16 protein-coding genes are annotated in these 16,484 nt (G+C 67.1%); 8 read left to right on the forward strand and 8 right to left on the reverse strand.

Annotated features, from left to right (window positions below):
• Window positions 1-7 precede the first annotated feature (7 nt).
• The 3 genes from QUE68_RS05620 (at window position 8) to rsmA (ending at window position 2,973) form a co-directional block, all read left to right on the forward strand.
• Complete coding sequence (locus QUE68_RS05620) at window positions 8-847, forward strand: TatD family hydrolase (protein ID WP_454786226.1); 840 nt, start codon at window positions 8-10, stop codon at window positions 845-847.
• Window positions 848-949: 102 nt separating this feature from the next.
• Window positions 950-2,077 (forward strand): resuscitation-promoting factor, encoded by a 1,128-nt coding sequence (locus QUE68_RS05625; protein ID WP_284225019.1) that lies wholly within the window; start codon window positions 950-952, stop codon window positions 2,075-2,077.
• Window positions 2,074-2,973, forward strand: coding sequence for a 16S rRNA (adenine(1518)-N(6)/adenine(1519)-N(6))-dimethyltransferase RsmA (gene rsmA, locus QUE68_RS05630; RefSeq protein ID WP_284230699.1), 900 nt, complete (start codon window positions 2,074-2,076; stop codon window positions 2,971-2,973). Before QUE68_RS05625 ends, rsmA begins: the two co-directional genes overlap by 4 nt.
• A gap of 42 nt (window positions 2,974-3,015) precedes the next feature.
• On the opposite strand, the gene QUE68_RS05635 is transcribed toward rsmA, so the two are convergent.
• Both QUE68_RS05635 and QUE68_RS05640 read right to left on the reverse strand, forming a co-directional pair.
• Window positions 3,016-4,551 (reverse strand): amino acid permease, encoded by a 1,536-nt coding sequence (locus QUE68_RS05635; RefSeq protein ID WP_284225021.1) that lies wholly within the window; start codon window positions 4,549-4,551, stop codon window positions 3,016-3,018.
• 88 nt (window positions 4,552-4,639) lie between these two features.
• Window positions 4,640-5,437 carry a serine/threonine-protein kinase gene (locus QUE68_RS05640; protein WP_284225022.1) on the reverse strand — a complete coding sequence of 266 codons (798 nt, stop codon included), beginning with the start codon at window positions 5,435-5,437 and terminating at the stop codon, window positions 4,640-4,642.
• Window positions 5,438-5,631: 194 nt separating this feature from the next.
• Between QUE68_RS05640 and QUE68_RS05645 the strand changes: the two genes are divergently transcribed.
• The 5 genes from QUE68_RS05645 (at window position 5,632) to QUE68_RS05665 (ending at window position 11,680) form a co-directional block, all read left to right on the forward strand.
• Window positions 5,632-6,606, forward strand: coding sequence for a 4-(cytidine 5'-diphospho)-2-C-methyl-D-erythritol kinase (locus tag QUE68_RS05645; protein WP_284225023.1), 975 nt, complete (start codon window positions 5,632-5,634; stop codon window positions 6,604-6,606).
• A gap of 361 nt (window positions 6,607-6,967) precedes the next feature.
• Window positions 6,968-8,602: a fatty acyl-AMP ligase gene (locus QUE68_RS05650; RefSeq protein ID WP_284225024.1), complete on the forward strand. Its 1,635-nt coding sequence runs from the start codon at window positions 6,968-6,970 to the stop codon at window positions 8,600-8,602.
• Window positions 8,603-8,786: 184 nt separating this feature from the next.
• The gene (locus QUE68_RS05655) at window positions 8,787-9,764 is read left to right on the forward strand and encodes an ATP-binding cassette domain-containing protein (protein ID WP_284225025.1); all 978 of its coding nucleotides are present in this window, start codon (window positions 8,787-8,789) and stop codon (window positions 9,762-9,764) included.
• The gene (locus QUE68_RS05660; RefSeq protein WP_284225026.1) at window positions 9,761-10,609 is read left to right on the forward strand and encodes an ABC transporter permease; all 849 of its coding nucleotides are present in this window, start codon (window positions 9,761-9,763) and stop codon (window positions 10,607-10,609) included. Before QUE68_RS05655 ends, QUE68_RS05660 begins: the two co-directional genes overlap by 4 nt.
• A 33-nt stretch (window positions 10,610-10,642) precedes the next feature.
• Window positions 10,643-11,680, forward strand: coding sequence for an epoxyqueuosine reductase (locus QUE68_RS05665; protein WP_284233019.1), 1,038 nt, complete (start codon window positions 10,643-10,645; stop codon window positions 11,678-11,680).
• A 131-nt stretch (window positions 11,681-11,811) separates the two neighbouring features.
• On the opposite strand, the gene pth is transcribed toward QUE68_RS05665, so the two are convergent.
• The 6 genes from pth to QUE68_RS05695 form a co-directional block, all read right to left on the reverse strand.
• Entirely contained in the window at window positions 11,812-12,387 is a 576-nt protein-coding gene (gene pth, locus QUE68_RS05670; RefSeq protein WP_284233020.1) for an aminoacyl-tRNA hydrolase, read from the reverse strand.
• Window positions 12,388-12,402: 15 nt separating this feature from the next.
• Window positions 12,403-13,065: a 50S ribosomal protein L25/general stress protein Ctc gene (locus QUE68_RS05675; RefSeq protein ID WP_284231586.1), complete on the reverse strand. Its 663-nt coding sequence runs from the start codon at window positions 13,063-13,065 to the stop codon at window positions 12,403-12,405.
• A gap of 145 nt (window positions 13,066-13,210) precedes the next feature.
• The gene (locus QUE68_RS05680; RefSeq protein ID WP_284233021.1) at window positions 13,211-14,077 is read right to left on the reverse strand and encodes an oxidoreductase; all 867 of its coding nucleotides are present in this window, start codon (window positions 14,075-14,077) and stop codon (window positions 13,211-13,213) included.
• A gap of 22 nt (window positions 14,078-14,099) precedes the next feature.
• Window positions 14,100-14,765: an LpqN/LpqT family lipoprotein gene (locus QUE68_RS05685; RefSeq protein ID WP_284233022.1), complete on the reverse strand. Its 666-nt coding sequence runs from the start codon at window positions 14,763-14,765 to the stop codon at window positions 14,100-14,102.
• Window positions 14,762-15,451 carry an LpqN/LpqT family lipoprotein gene (locus QUE68_RS05690; RefSeq protein WP_284233023.1) on the reverse strand — a complete coding sequence of 230 codons (690 nt, stop codon included), beginning with the start codon at window positions 15,449-15,451 and terminating at the stop codon, window positions 14,762-14,764. The genes QUE68_RS05685 and QUE68_RS05690 overlap by 4 nt, the downstream gene beginning before the upstream one ends.
• A 22-nt stretch (window positions 15,452-15,473) precedes the next feature.
• The gene (locus QUE68_RS05695) at window positions 15,474-16,454 is read right to left on the reverse strand and encodes a ribose-phosphate diphosphokinase (RefSeq protein ID WP_284231581.1); all 981 of its coding nucleotides are present in this window, start codon (window positions 16,452-16,454) and stop codon (window positions 15,474-15,476) included.
• Between the last annotated feature and the right edge of the window lie 30 nt (window positions 16,455-16,484).

The raw sequence follows: 16,484 nt of genomic DNA on the forward strand, positions 1-16,484 counted from the left end.
ATTGTGTGTGGACGTGAGTTCCCGACGCGAGCGACCGCCGCCCCCCGCGCCGGTCGGCACTCTGATCGACGCGCACACGCACCTCGACGCGTGCGGGGCGTTCGACGCCGCAGGCGTCCACGCGATCCTCGATCGGGCCGAGGCAGTAGGCGTCACGGCCGTCGTGACGATTGCCGACGATCTCGCCTCGGCCCGCTGGGTCACCCAGGCGGCGGACTGGGATCCCCGCGTCTACGCCGCCGTGGCCCTGCACCCGACGCGCGCCGACGCGCTGACCGACGACGCCAGGGCGGAGCTCGAACGCCTCGCAGCCCATCCGCGGGTGGTCGCGATCGGGGAGACCGGCATGGATCTCTACTGGCCGGGCAAGCTCGAGGAGTGCGCGGAGCCGGATCGGCAGCGCGAGGCGTTCGCCTGGCACATCGACCTCGCCAAGCGGACCGGCAAGCCGCTGATGATTCACAACCGCGACGCCGACGCCGCGGTGCTCGACGTGTTAGCCGCGGAGGGCGCACCGGAGACCGTCATCTTCCACTGCTTCTCGTCAGGACCCGAGATGGCCCGCGTCTGCGTCGACGCGGGATGGCTGCTGAGCCTGTCGGGGACCGTCAGCTTTCGGAACGCGCGAGAACTGCGCGAGGCCGTCGCGGTCATCCCGCCTAGGCAGCTGCTCGTGGAGACCGACGCGCCGTTCCTGACACCGCATCCGTTCCGCGGCGCACCGAATGAGTCGTACTGTTTGCCCTACACCGTGCGCGCATTGGCCGAGGTGACGGGCAGACCGGCTGCCGACGTGGCCCGCGAGACCACTGAGAACGCGGTTCGGACCTACGGAATCCGCACCTGATGGTGAGTTGCCGCCTCCAGAGGACTTCGTTACCGTTTTGTAACTAACGCGGTCGGCCCGCGGCGGTCGTCCGTCGTCGACCCTTCAGTCGGGAAAGTTTTCGTGAACTGTTTGCATCAGCTCCATGGGGCGCGCTCGCCTCAACTGCGGCTCCTCGTCGCGACCCTGCTCGTCGCGCTGACGTTTGCCGGCGGCTACGCCATCGTTGCCCACAAGACCGTGACGCTCACCGTGGACGGAGCGTCGGTCACGGTGTCGACCATGAAGTCGCGCGTGATCGACGTCGTCGAAGAGAACGGTTTCGAGGTCGGCGAACGCGACGATCTGTACCCCGCGGCAAACGATTCCATCGAGCAGTCGGAGACCATCGTGCTGCGGCGCAGCCGTCCGTTGCAGATCTCCCTCGACGGACGCGACAGCCGCGAGGTGTGGACGACGGCGTCGACCGTGCAGGAGGCGCTGGCGCAGCTGTCGATGACCGATACCGCTCCGGCCGCGGCCTCGCGGGGCAGCCGCGTGCCGCTCGAGGGCATGTCACTGCCGGTGGTGGGCGCGCGAACCGCGCAGATCAACGATGGTGGGGTCGTCCGGACCGTCCGCCTGGCCGCGGCCAACGTCGCCGGTTTCCTCGAGGCCGCGGGTGTACCGCTGCAGCAGAGTGATGGCGTCATACCCGCCGCGAGCTCGCCGGTCACCGACGGAATGCAGATCCAGGTGACCCGGGTGCGCGTCGCGAAGGTGACGCAGAGAGTGCCGCTGGAACCCCATGACCTGGAGGTTCCCGACGTGACGATGAACATGAGCCGTCGGGTCGTGGACGACCCGGGGACAGAGGGTGTTCAGGACGTCACGTACGCGGTGGCCACGGTGAACGGTGTGGAGACGGGGAGGTTGCCAGTAGCCAATGTCGTCATCGTTCCGGCCCGTGACGGCGTGACGCGGATCGGCGCCAAGCCCGGAACCGAGGTGCCTCCGGTTGCCCAGGGCGCCACCTGGGACGCCTTGTCCAGATGTGAAGCCGGAGGTAACTGGGCTATAAACACCGGCAACGGTTTTTACGGTGGAGTCCAATTTGATCAAAACACATGGGAGCGCAGTGGTGGTCTGCGCTATGCTCAGCGGGCTGATCTTGCTACGAGAGAAGAACAGATAGCGATTGCTGAGGTCACACGGTCACGTCAAGGCTGGGGGGCTTGGCCTGTGTGTAGTGGAAGGTTGGGTGTGCGCTGACGATTCGGCTTCTCGGGCGGACCGAGATAAGACATCTGGCTAAGGAACTCGAGTTCCGGCCACGCAAGGCGTTTGGACAGAACTTCGTCCACGACGCCAACACGGTGCGTCGCATCGTGTCGGCGTCCGGGATCAATCGGAACGACGTAGTGCTCGAGGTGGGCCCCGGTCTCGGATCGTTGACCCTCGCACTCCTCGACCGTGGCGCGAAGGTGACCGCGGTCGAGATCGACCCGGTACTCGCGCGTCAGCTCCCGAAGACGATCGCCGAGCACTCCCACAGTGAGATCAACCGGCTCATGGTCCTCAACAGCGACGTGCTCGATTTGATGCCGTCCGATCTGGACGAGCAGCCCACCGCCATGGTGGCGAATCTGCCGTACAACGTCGCCGTGCCGGCGCTCCTGCACCTCCTCGCTCAGTTCCCGACGATCCGGACCGTCATGGTCATGGTCCAAGCGGAGGTCGCCGAGCGTCTGGCGGCCGAGCCCGGTGGCAAGGACTACGGCGTGCCGAGTGCCAAGGTGCGGTTCTACGGCAACGTGCGCCGACACGGGATGGTCTCGCCGACGGTCTTCTGGCCGATCCCGCGGGTCTACTCCGGTCTGGTCCGCATCGATCGCTACGAGACCTCGCCGTGGCCCACCGACGACGAATTCCGCAAGAAGGTCTTCAGTCTCATCGACATCGCCTTCGCGCAGCGTCGCAAGACGTCGCGCAACGCGTTCGCTGAGTGGGCGGGCTCGGGTAACGAGTCCGCCGAGCGGCTGCTGTCGGCCAGCATCGACCCGGCTCGTCGCGGTGAGACGCTCGGCATCGCCGACTTCGTGCGACTGCTGCAGCGGTCGGGACAGGTCGAGGACGCAAAACCACAGCCGAACGTCCGCGTGTACTGAGCGACTGCCGCTCAGCGCACGCGGACGTCCGCGTCGTAGGTCCTACCCGTCGGCGTCCTTCTTCTCCTGGGCCTGCCGCTTGGTCGCTTCCATGGCGTCCTTGCCGATGAGTTCGTCCATGAGGGGTGTCTCCGCGTAGACGGGGTAGTTGCCCGTGATGCCGACGCGCTCGGACGCCACCTGGAGCACCCGGCCGCGGACGGCGTACCAGCCACCGACCAGCGTCGGCACGATGACGAGTAGCGCGACCAGGTTCCAGATGTTCTCCCAGCACATCAGCACCGTCACCGCGAACAGGAAGACCAGCGTCGCGTAGCTCGTGTACGGCGTGCCGAACAGCCGGAACGACGGGCGTTGCAGAATCCCCTTCTGCGACCACCGGTACAGCTGGATCTGGCAGATCACGATCGTCGCCCACGACGCGATGATGCCAAGGGCGGAGAGGTCCAGGGCGATGTTGAACGCCTCCGCGGGCACCACCAGGTTGAGGAAGACTCCCACGACGGTGAAGCACGCCGTCAACGCGATGCCCGCCCACGGAACGCCCCTCTTGGACATCTTCGAGGTGAACTTCGGCGCACTGCCGTTCATCGACATCGAGCGCAGGATGCGGCCGGTGGAGTACAGCCCGGCGTTGAGACTCGACAGCGCCGCGGTCAGCACGACGAAGTTCATGATGCTGCCCGCTCCGGGGACTCCAATGCTGGAGAAGAACGTGACGAACGGACTGGTGCCCGACTTGTATGCCGTATAGGGCAGCAGCAATGCCAGCAGGATCAGCGACCCGACGTAGAACACGGCGATCCGGAAGATCACCGAGTTGATCGCCTTCGGCATCACCTTCGCGGGCTCGGCGGTCTCCCCGGCTGCCGTGCCCACCAATTCGACTGCGGCATAAGCGAAGATCACCCCTGACGTGATGACCACCAGTGCGAGTAACCCCTGCGGAAGGATGCCGCCGTTGTCGGTGATGACCGATGGTCCGGTCGGTGCGCCTTCGACCGTGAACCGGCCGGCCAGGAAGACGATGCCGACGACGAGGAACGCCACCAGCGCGATGACCTTGATCAGCGCGGCCCAGAATTCCATCTCGCCGAACCACTTGACCGAGATCATGTTGATGCTGAGCACGATCACCAACGCGATGAGCGCGATCGCCCACTGCGGTATCGCACCGAAGGCGCCCCAGTAGTGCATGTAGAGCGCGATCGCGGTGACGTCCACGATCGAGGTGCATGCCCAGTTGAAGAAGTACATCCAGCCGGCGACGTAAGCTGCCTTCTCGCCGAGGAACTCGCGTGCGTAGGACACGAACGACCCGGACGACGGGCGATGCAGGACCAGCTCGCCGAGCGCCCGCAGGATGAAGAACACGAACACTCCGCACACCGCGTACACGATGAACAGCCCGGGTCCCGCGCTGGCGAGTCGTCCGCCGGCGCCCATGAACAGGCCGGTGCCGATCGCGCCGCCGATTGCGATCATCTGCAGCTGGCGGGGTTTGAGCCCCTTGTCGTACCCCTCCTCTTCGTGGGCGAGCGCTGAATTGTCGTATGTAGTCGGAGATTCCGTCGTCATTGTTCGAAGCTAACTGCCCGCGACCCGAGGTGCCCCGTGAGCGGTTAACGTTGAGTTACGGAAATGTGTTGCCGGGGTTAGCGTTTGCTCAGCCGAGAACTCGCGTGATCAGCGAGACGAACTCCGAGCAGGACTGATATCGAAGCTCGGGCGTCTTCGCCATCGCCTTCGTCAAGATCGAATCGAAGGCCCGCGGCATCCAGTCGAACCGCCGGGAGTACTTGGGCACAACACTATTGACGTGTGCGTCGATTAGGGCCATCGGCGTGGGTGCCGTGAACGGCGGCGCACCCGTGAGCAGTTCGACCGTCGTGCACGCCAGCGCGTACTCGTCGGTGGCCGCCGAGGGACGGTGTCCGCGCAGCACCTCCGGCGCCACGTACGGCAGGGACGCGTCGACGTGCGTCGGTCGTCGAGTGGCGTTGTCCGCGAACGCCCTAGCGATGCCGAAGTCGCTGAGCAATGCGCCGCCGACGGAAAACGGTTCGCAGACAAGGATGTTCGTCGGCTTGACGTCACAGTGCACGATCCCGAGGGTGTGCGCGTGATCCAGCGCGTCGGCGATTTGCGCCAGCGCGGTGAGGCGGTCCGCCCTCGCGGTCAGCGTCGACACGGTGCCACCCCCGGCCAGTTGCATGGTCAGCCAGCCGGGGCCGCACTCGTACATGGTCACCACGTGCGGGTGGGCGGTCCGCTTGGCGAACTCGAACTCCCGCAGCAACCGGGCCAGGTTGATGGGGTCGTGATGACGCTCGTCGAGCACCTTCAGGGCCACCGGCCGGTCCGGTGCCGAAGTGTGGTGTACGCGGTAGACCGTCGCGCAACCGCCATGTCCGACGACCCCGTCGACGACGTAGTCCTCGAACGCGTCCATCGGGGCCAGCATCCTCACAGACTAGGGTTCGCCGACGCCCGATGCCCGGCGTCCACGACGCCGCCGTCATCTCGACACGCCGCTAGGGCAAACACGGGCGTGACCAGCCTGCGGCATCCGCGCATCGGTTGCCGGGCAGCGGAGTCGACGAGGAGTATCTGACTACTTTCATGTCCGTCGCCGCGGTGCGACGTTAGGGTCTTTGGGTGCCTCAGTCCGACACCGCCGCCGAATGGGTATCGACGGGGTCGGTGACCGTCCGCGTGCCGGGCAAGGTGAATCTGTATCTCGCCGTCGGCGATCTGCGCGATGACGGTTACCACGAACTGACCACGGTGTTCCATGCGGTATCGCTGTTCGACGAGGTCACGGTGCGCAATGCCGACGTGTTGTCGGTGACGTCGTCGGGGGAGGGTTCCAGCGAGGACGGTTCGTCGCTACCCCTGGACCATCGCAATCTGGCCTGGCGCGCCGCCGAACTCCTGGCAGACCACGTCGGGCGGGCGCCGGACGTGGCCATCTCCCTGGACAAGTCCATCCCCGTGGCGGGCGGTATGGCGGGTGGCAGCGCGGACGCCGCGGCCGTGCTGGTGGCCATGAACACGCTGTGGGAGCTCGGCGTGCCGCGTCCAGACCTGCACGCCCTGGGGGCGCAGCTCGGCAGCGACGTGCCGTTCGCGCTGCACGGCGGTACCGCGCTGGGCACCGGACGTGGTGAGCAACTCGCCACGGTGTTGACGCGCAACACCTTTCACTGGGTGCTTGCGTTCGCCGACGGCGGGCTCCCGACGCCGCGGGTGTTCGGCGAGATCGACCGGCTCCGCGCGGACACTGCCAGGGAGCAGCCGCCGCGACTCGCGGATCCCGAGCCGCTGCTGACCGCGCTGGCGTCCGGTGACCCGCACCAGCTGGCGCCGCTCCTGGGCAACGACTTGCAGCCGGCGGCGTTGAGCCTCGACGCCGGCTTGCGGCGCACGCTGCGTGCCGGCGTAGACGCCGGAGCGCTGGCGGGCATCGTCTCCGGTTCCGGGCCGACGTGCGCGTTCCTGTGTGCGTCGGCGTCGGCCGCGATCGACGTGGGATCGCAGTTGGCGGGCGCCGGGGTGTGCCGCACGGTGCGCGCGGCCAGTGGCCCGGTGCATGGCGCCAGGGTCGTCCCGGCGCCGTCGAGCACGGTGTGACCCACGCCTCAATCGGCACGAGGGTTTGGTAGTTACTTAAGGGTCTCTTAAGATGATCGGCGGTGAAGACTAGCGGTTTCCTCGACGGCCCGACGACTTCCCCCGGCGCATACTCCGGGGGGCGATCCGCCAGCGGCGGTACCGATCAGGCTCTGCTCCGCTGGGCAAACGCCGCCGCGTGTCCTCGCGTCAGCTCTGCAACACCCGTTTCGAGACTAAAACGCACCCCAATCGTGTGCGCGTCCCTCGTGGTTCGCGCGCCCGAACAGGTGGAACATTGGAAAAAGTGCAGTAAAGCGCGCGTTGGCATCGACTTCAATACAGCCGCCGACGCAGGGCTCCTCATACCCAGGAGGTTGTCGTGAGCAGGTTTACCGAGAAGATGTACCGCAACGCGGCAACGGTCACCACCGGCATGGTCACGGGTGAGCCGCACGAGCCGGTGCGTCACACCTGGGGTGAAGTGCACGAGCGCGCGCGGCGCATCGCGGGCGGGCTCGCCGCGGCCGGTGTCGGACCCGGCGATGCCGTCGGCGTGCTGGCAGGCTTCCCCGTGGAGATCGCCCCGACCGCTCAGGCGCTGTGGATGCGCGGGGCCAGCCTGACGATGCTGCACCAGCCCACGCCGCGCACCGACCTGGTGGTGTGGGCCGAGGACACGATGAACGTCATCGGGATGATCGAGGCAACGGCCGTCGTCGTTTCCGAGCCGTTCCTGGTCGCGATCCCGGTGTTGGAGGAGAAGGGCATCAAGGTCCTCACGATCTCCGACCTCCTCGCCGCCGAGCCGATCGACCCCGTCGAGACCGACGAGGACGATCTCGCGCTGATGCAGCTGACGAGTGGCTCCACTGGATCTCCCAAGGCCGTCCAGATCACGCACCGCAACATCTACTCGAACGCCGAGGCGATGTTCATCGGCGCCGAGTACGACGTCACTAAGGACGTCATGGTCAGCTGGCTGCCCTGCTTCCACGACATGGGCATGGTCGGCTTCCTGACCATTCCGATGTACTTCGGGGCCGAGTTGGTCAAGGTCACGCCGATGGACTTCCTGCGGGACACCCTGCTGTGGGCCAAGCTGATCGACAAGTACAAGGGCACCATGACCGCGGCGCCGAACTTTGCCTACGCGCTATTCGCCAAGCGGCTGCGCAACCAGGCCGAGCCGGGCCAGTTCGACCTGTCGACCCTGCGCTTCGCCCTGTCCGGGGCCGAACCGGTCGAACCCGCAGACGTCGAGGACCTGCTCGATGCGGGCAAGCCCTTCGGCCTGAGCCCCAACGCGATCCTGCCCGCCTACGGCATGGCCGAGACCACCCTGGCGGTGTCGTTCTCCGAGTGTGGGGCCGGGCTGGTCGTCGACGAGGTCGACGCCGACCTGCTGGCCGCCCTGCGCCGCGCGGTCCCGTCCACGAAGGGCAATACCCGGCGGCTGGCGTCGCTCGGCCCGCTGCTGCGTGACCTCGAGGCCCGCGTCGTCGACGAGCACGGTGAGGTGATGCCGGCCCGCGGCGTCGGCGTCATCGAGCTGCGCGGCGAGTCCCTGACGCCCGGCTACATCACGATGGGTGGCTTCCTGCCCGCCCAGGACCAGCACGGCTGGTACGACACCGGTGACCTCGGCTACCAGATGGAGAACGGCCACGTCGTGGTGTGCGGCCGCGTGAAGGACGTCATCATCATGGCCGGCCGCAACATCTACCCGACCGACATCGAGCGGGCCGCCGGGCGCGTCAAGGGTGTCCGGCCCGGTTGCGCGGTCGCCGTCCGGCTGGACGCGGGCCACTCGCGCGAGACGTTCGCCGTCGCGGTGGAGTCCAACGCCTGGGAGGATCCGATCGAGGTGCGGCGCATCGAGCATCAGGTCGCCCACGAGGTGGTCACCGAGGTCGACGTGCGGCCCCGCAACGTGGTCGTGCTCGGTCCGGGCACCATTCCCAAGACGCCCTCAGGCAAGCTGCGCCGCACGAACGCGGTCGCGCTCGTCACCTAACCCCCTGCCGCGAGACCCTCTCCCGCGAGACCCCTGCCGCGAGACCCTCTCCCGCGAGCGTGCGTGTCTGCTCCCCGACACGCCGCTGGCGGTGCCCGTTCTGCGCACGCTCGTCACGGCTCCGAGGACGCGTGCGGGGGAAAATGAATGGCCCCCTGTCGGGGTATCTCGTTACGGTTGACTGATGAACGCTCCGGCCATCGAGGCCATCGACCTGGTGAAGAGGTTCGGGGGCGACGCCCAGGACCGCCCGGCCGTCGATGGTGTCAGCTTCACTGTGCCGCAGGGGACGGTGCTGGGGTTGCTCGGACCCAACGGTGCGGGCAAGACCACCACCGTCCGGATGATGACGACGCTCACGGAGCCGACGAGTGGGACGGCACGGGTAGCTGGCTACGACGTTCAAACCGAGCCCGCGATGGTGCGCAGCAACATGGGTCTCACGGGGCAGGCGGCGACGGTCGACGAGCTTCTCACCGGTCGCGAGAACATCCGCATGATCGGCGCGCTGTACGGTATCGGCAAGCGCGACGTCGCCCGGCTCGGAGATCAGCTGCTGGAACAGTTCTCGATCACCGAGGCGGCTGATCGGCCGGTCAAGTCCTACTCCGGTGGCATGCGCAGACGCATCGACCTGGCGGTCAGCCTGATCGCCAGGCCACCGGTCCTCTTCCTCGACGAGCCGACCACCGGACTGGACCCGCGCAGTCGCATCGATCTGTGGGATGTCCTGCGCGACTTGGTCTCTCGCGGTACCACACTGCTGCTGACCACCCAGTACCTCGAAGAGGCCGACCAGCTCGCCGACGACATCGTCGTCATGGACAGGGGGCGCATCATCGCCAAGGGCACACCGCTGCAACTCAAGCAGCAGGCGGGTAACGCCAGCCTGGTGGTGACGGTCTCGCACGCCGCAGACCTGACGACGGCGCGCGAGTTGATGGCGCGCGCCGGCGGCGAGGTTCACGTGGATGCCGGCGCCCGCCAGCTCACCGCGGCGGCGGAGGGGATAGCCGACATGACGCGGGTGGCCGGCTGGTTGCAGGAGCACCGGATCGAGGTCGACGACATCGGGTTGTCCAGACCCAGTCTCGACGACGTGTTCCTGTCCCTCACCGGTCACCGCGCCGAAGACGACGAGACCAAGGAGAGCCGACCATGACGACCGTCGCACCGAAGCCCGCCGTCGATGCCTCGCGGCCCGCGATCCACCAGACCTCCGTCTTTCAGCAGTCCTGGATCATGGTCAAGCGCAACATGATCCACACCAGGCGCATGCCCGAGATGCTGAGTGACGTCACCGTGCAGCCGATCATGTTCGTGCTGCTGTTCGCGTTCGTCTTCGGCGCCTCGATCGCCAACACCGGCGGCGCGTCCTACCGTGAGTTCCTGCTACCCGGAATTCAGGCGCAGACCATCGTCTTCACGGCGTTCGTCGTCGCGTCGGGTATCACCGCCGACGTCGAGAAGGGCATCATCGACCGGTTCCGCTCGCTGCCGATCCGACGGTCGTCGGTGCTGATCGGCCGCAGCGTGGCGAGCCTGATCCACTCCTCGATCGGCATCGTGGTCATGGCGATCACCGGACTGTGCATCGGTTGGCGGATCAGGGGCGGGGTCGCGGACGCCGTGCTCGCGTTCGCGTTGATCCTGGTGTTCGGCTTCGGGATGATCTGGTTCGGCATTCTCGTCGGGTCGCTGATGCGGTCGGTGGAGGCGGTGAACGGCGTGATGTTCACCGTGCTGTTCCCGATCACTTTCTTGGCCAATACCTTTGCGCCCACCGAGCCGATGCCCAAGTGGCTCAGGGTGATGGCCGAATGGAACCCCGTCTCGTCGCTGGCGCAGGCCATGCGGGAACTGTGGGGAAACGGGCCCGCGGCGCCACCGGAAGCTCAGTTGCCGTTGCATCACCCCGTGCTGGCCACCATCCTGTGGTCACTGCTCATGACGGCCGTGATCGCGCCGTTCGCGTTACGCGCCTATGCGCGTCGCACGTCGGACTAGGCGGGCGGCTGGGTTCTATGTACTATACCTAGCATGACGGACCGCGACGCCGGACGAATCGCCGACCACCCCACCGTGCGAAAGGTGCGCGCCCGCCCGTCGGAACGGCCTCCCGCGGTGGTCGACGCCGACTGGTTGCGCGACGTCTGCCTAGCCGCAGGCGCCGATGACGTCGCCTTCGCCAGCGTCGAGCACCCCGACCTCGCCTCCGAACGCGAGCACGTCGACTCCGCGCTCCCGGGCACCAGAAGTTACATCTCACTGGTCGTGCGAGTGAACCGCGACAACGTACGATCGGTCGCGCGCAGCGTGGCCAACCAGGAGTTTCACCGCACCGGCGAGATCATCAACGAGGCCGCGCACCGAATCACCCGCGCCCTGCAGGACGCCGGGCACCGAGCGCTGAACCCGTCGGCCACGTTCCCGATGGAGATGGACCGGTTCCCCGGCCGGATCTGGGTGGTCGCGCACAAGCCGGTCGCGGTGGCGTCGGGTCTCGGGGTGATGGGCATCCACCGCAACGTGATTCATCCGAAGTTCGGCAACTTCATTCTGCTCGCCACCATTCTGGTCGACGCGCCGATCTCCAGTTACGGCGAGCCGCTGGACTATTCGCCGTGCCTCGCGTGCAAACTGTGTGTCGCCGCGTGTCCGGTTGGTGCCATCGGCAAGGACGGTAGCTTCGACTTCGTCGCCTGCTCGGTGCACAACTACCGAGAGTTCATGGGCGGCTTCGCCGACTACGTATCGACCATTGCCGACAGTGCCGACGCGACCGACTTCCGTTCGCGTGTCACCGAATCCGAGAACGCGTCGATGTGGCAGAGCCTGTCGTTCAAGGCCAACTACAAGGCCGCCTACTGTCTGGCCGTGTGCCCGGCGGGCGAGGACGTCATCGAGCCGTACCTCGACGACCGCAAGGGCTTCATGGACCTGGTGCTCAAACCGCTTCAGGCCAAACGGGAAACGTTGTACGTGCTGCCGAACTCGGCCGCGAAGGCGCACGCCGAGAAGCGGTATCCGCACAAGCCGACGAAGGTCGTCGGCAGCGGGATCACCGGCCTCGGCTAGCCCGACCCGGGGCCGCGAGCGTGCGCCTTCTCCGGTTTTTCCTCGGCGTGTCGGGGACAGACACGCACGCTCGCGGGAGTGGGGGATTAGGGGAGTGCGGGAGTGCGGGAGTGCGGGAGTGGGGGCGCTGGCTACCAGGCGTGGACGGTGTTCTGCGCGGTCTCCAGGCCCACCTGAATCAACAGCTCGGTGGCGTCGGCGGCCTGCTCGCAGATCAAGCCGACCTCGGGACGCTCGGCCGCGCTGAAGTTCTCCAGCACGTACGTGGCGGGGTCCTTGCGGCCGGGCGGCCGCCCGATGCCGACACGGACGCGCTGAAAGTCCTTGGTACCCAACGCCGCAGCCACCGATCGCAGCCCATTGTGCCCACCTTCGCCGCCGCCCAGCTTGAGCCGGATCCGACCGAAGTCGATGTCCAGTTCGTCGTGGATGGCGATCACGTCAGCCGGCGGCACCGAATAGAAGTTGGCCAACGGACCGACCTGGCGTCCGGATTCGTTCATGTAGACCCGAGGCTTGGCCAGCACGACTGACCGGCCGCCGATGCGACCGGTCGTCACCTCGGCGCCGGACTTCTTGTGCACCTTGAATCCCGAGCCGAGGCGATCGGCCAGGATGTCGGCGACGAGGAAGCCCAGGTTGTGCCGCGTCGTCTCGTACCGCGGTCCGGGGTTGCCGAGGCCGACCACCAGCAGTGGTTCGGCCACCGTCGTCCCGCGCGCCTACTCGGACTCGGCCGCGTCGGCTTCGGCGGCTGCCTCCGCCGCGTCTTCGGCCTGGCCCTCGAGGGACTCGCCGCCACCCTCGGATTCCAGATCCGCGGCGGTCGGCGCCGGAATGACGTTGACGACCAGCAGCTCGGGATCGGAGATCAGCGTGACGCCCTCGGGCAGCGGCACCTGCGAGGCGAGGAACTGCGTGTTCGCGGGGACGCCCTCGACCGACAGCGTGAGGTTCTCGGGGATCGACATCGCGTCGGACTCGATCTCGATGGTGTTCGACTCCTGGTTGACCAGGGTGTCGGGGCCGGCGTCACCCTCGACGTGGACGGTGATCTCGACGGTCACGCGCTCGCCGCGACGGACGATGATGAGGTCGACGTGCTGGATGTTGCGGCGGATCGGGTGGATCTCGATCGCCTTCGGCAGCGCCAGGGCTTCCGTGCCGCCGATGTCGAGGGTGAGGACGGCGTTGGTGCCGAAGTTCCGCAGCACGGCGGCGAACTCGCGGGCGGGCAGCGTCAGGTGCTGCGGATCGGCGCCGTGGCCGTAGAGGACGGCGGGAACCTTGCCGTCGCGACGGGCCTGACGCGACGCGCCCTTGCCGGTCGTGGTCCGGACCTCAGCGGTCAGATTGTTCGATGCGTGGGCCGTGGTCTTGGCCATGTGATGTCGCTCCTGTGCGTGTGATGACAGTGGCACGGTGAGGGCGACCAGAAGCAGCTGGGCTGCGAATCGTTTCCCGTCGATAACGGTGGTCCGATGGGTCCACCCTCGCCGTGATCGTCGCCAAGGCTAGCGCACACGCACGTCAGAGTGGAAATCCGACGTCGACGAGCTGCTCGGACAGCGCCCAGAGGGCGGCGGCCGTCTTCGCGTTGCGGGCCAGCGGACTGCGCGCGGACAGCCCGGTGGCCCCCGCCATCGCGTACTTCGGACCGACGAAGCTGTCGCCGGGTAGCGGCTGCGACGCGGCGAACAGCGTCTGACGCGCCCCGAAGCCGGCGTCGGTGGCCATCTTGTTGCCGAGCGTCATCAGCGTGCTGCTGATCTTGCCCTCGGTGTTGCCCTGCAGGTTGGTCGCCGAGTAGCCGGGGTGAGCGCTGACCGCCAGCACCGCCGAGTCCGCGGCGTCGAGCCGGCGCTGCAGCTCCGAGGTGAACAGCAGATTGGCGAGCTTCGACTGGCCGTAGGCGAGCCACGCGGAGTAGGGCCGCGACTTCCAGTTCAGATCCTTCAGGCTGATCTTGCCGAGCAGGTGCATCATCGACGACACCGTGACCACCCGCTCGGTGATCCTGGGCAGCAGCAGGTTGGTCAGGGCGAAGTGGCCCAGGTGGTTGGTGCCGATCTGGCTCTCGAAGCCGTCGACGGTCTGCGCGTACGGCACCGCCATGATGCCCGCGTTGTTGATCAGCACGTCCACCGCCTCGACGGTGTCGGCGAAGGCCCGTACCGAGGACAGGTCCTGAAGGTCGAGCTTGCGGACCTCGACGTCACCGGGCATGCCCGCCGCCGCGGCGTTGCCCTTGTCGAGATTGCGGACGGCGACGATGACCTTGGCACCGACGCGCGCCAGCTCGCGTGCGGTCACCTCGCCCAGCCCGCTGTTGGCACCCGTGACGATGACCGTCCGGCCGTCGAATCGGGGCAGGTCGTTGGAGGTCCAGTCGCTCATGCCGCCCAGGATAGATAGCGTGCTACTTCCTGGCGACGGTGAAGCCCTTGATGATCGCCTCGACGTCGGGCCCATCGGCTTGGGCCTGGTCGGCGAAGGAGGTCACGGTCAGTTGGATCAGGTACTTCTGCCCGGGCAGATTGGTTCGCGCCGGCGTGCCGGTGGCGATCACGATGCGGTTGTAGCTCTGCATCCGCTGCCCGTTGAGGTCGTAGTTGCCCTCGATCATCGACGAGGGGAAGCCGCGGAAGTCGTTGGTGGAGGCGTTGAGCTGCTTGAAGTTCTGCGACAGCTCGGCATCGCCGTTGGCGTGCTTGAGGGCCTCTCTGACGTCGAAGTTCCCGTCTAGCTGGAAGACCAGCAGCATCGCGGTGGGGTAGGTGTCACCCTTGGCGATGGTCCGCGTGCCCGGCGAGAGGTTCACGTTGAAGTAGGGCTTCCAGCCCGGCGGTTCGGGCACCGACACCGTCAGGTCGGTCAGCTTGTCGGGGGCGACCGGCGCGCCGGTGATGCCGATCTTCTCGAAGTACGCCGAGATGGAGATCGGCTTCTCGGTGTTCGGCGCGGCGGTGGTGGAGGTCGAGGTCGTCGTCGTCCAGATGGACTTGTAATCCGGTTCCGACGCGCCACACCCGGTGACGGTGACTGCGGTGACGAGCACGGCTCCCGCGAGGCCAGCGAGCCTCACGACACAGCCACCTTGAACCCGGAGACGACGTCGTTCAACGGCGACGGCTGACCGATCGGCTGCTCGGCGGGCGTGCTGGCTGTGAGCTGGACCAGGTAGCGCTCGCGGGTCGACGGCACGTCGGCCAGAACGATCCGGCTGTAGTGCTCGGCACCGCCAGAGCTGCCCTGCGTTGCGGCGGACGGGAATCCGTCGTAGTCGTCGAAGGATTCGGTGACGTTCGTGGCGGTCGGTGCCAGCGCGTCGGAGTTGGCGTGGCGGATCGCGTCCCTGGCGTCGAAGTCGCCGACGAGGCGGATGGACATCAGCGTCACCGTCGGCGCCGAACCCTCGACGCCGACGGGCTGGATGAACTCCACGCCGGTCGAGAACAGCGGATCACTGGTCTGCGCCCAGCCGTCCGGCACGGGCACGGTGACCGCGAGTCCGGGGGCCTTGTCGAGGTGCACGGGCTCGCCGGTGACGTTGATGGTGGCCAGATAGTCCCTGAACGCCAACGGCTTTCCCGCGGCTGGGGTAGCAGACGGGGGCGGGGGCGCGGGCGTCATCGTGGGCACTGCGCTCGTCGTCGTCGACGCCGGGGCGGCCGACGACGCGGGCGCGCCGTCGTCGCCCTCGCTTCCGGAGCCACACCCAGCCAGGACCAGCGCCGTCGCCAGCACGACGAGTGAGCGGGCCAACGTCACGGGGTCTCGCGAATGTGGGACATCAGGCGTCGCCGTCGAAGAGTCCCGTCACCGAACCGTTTTCGAACACCGCACGGATGGTGCTGGCCAGCAGCGGTGCGATCGACAGCACGGTCAACTGGGGGAACATCTTCTCGTCGCCGATCGGCAACGTGTTGGTGACGACCACCTCGCGGGCGCCGCTCTCGGCGAGCCGGTCGCGGGCAGGGTCGGACAGCACGCCGTGGGTGGCGGCGATGATGACGTCGGCCGCCCCGTCCTCCTTGAGCAACTTGACCGCGCCGGCGATGGTGCCGCCGGTGTCGATCATGTCGTCGGTCAGGATGCAGGTCTTGCCCCTGACGTCACCCACCACCCGGTTGGACTTGACCTGGTTCGGAACCAGGGGATCGCGGGTCTTGTGAATGAACGCCAGCGGTACGCCGCCGAGGGAGTCGGCCCACTTCTCGGCGACGCGAACGCGGCCCGAGTCGGGGGAGACCACGACCATGTCATGGTCGGAGTAGTTGTCGCGGATGTACCCGCACAGCAGGGACTGACCGCGCATGTGGTCAACGGGTCCGTCGAAGAAGCCCTGGATCTGGTCGGTATGCAGGTCGACCGACACGATGCGGTCGGCGCCGGCGGTCTTGTAGAGGTCGGCCACCAGGCGGGCCGAGATCGGCTCCCGGCCGCGGTGCTTCTTGTCCTGGCGGGCGTAGGGGTAGAACGGCAGGATCGCCGTGATGCGCTTGGCGCTGCCCCGCTTGAGCGCGTCGATCATCAACAGCTGTTCCATCAGCCACTTGTTCAGCGGCGCGGGATGGGACTGCAGCACGAAGGCATCGCAGCCTCGCACCGACTCGTCGAAGCGCACGAAGATCTCGCCGTTCGCGAAGTCCCTGGCCGTCTGCGCGGTGACGCTGACGTCCAGTTCCTTGGCGACCTGCTCGGCGAGCTCGGGATGTGCGCGACCCGAGAACAGCATCAGGTTCTTGCGATTGTCGGTCCAGTCCGTGGCCACTTCGGAGCTGCCTTTGCCGTCGGGGATCGA

It is taken from the genome of Mycolicibacterium sp. TUM20985, from assembly GCF_030295745.1.
Taxonomy (GTDB): Bacteria; Actinomycetota; Actinomycetes; order Mycobacteriales; family Mycobacteriaceae; genus Mycobacterium.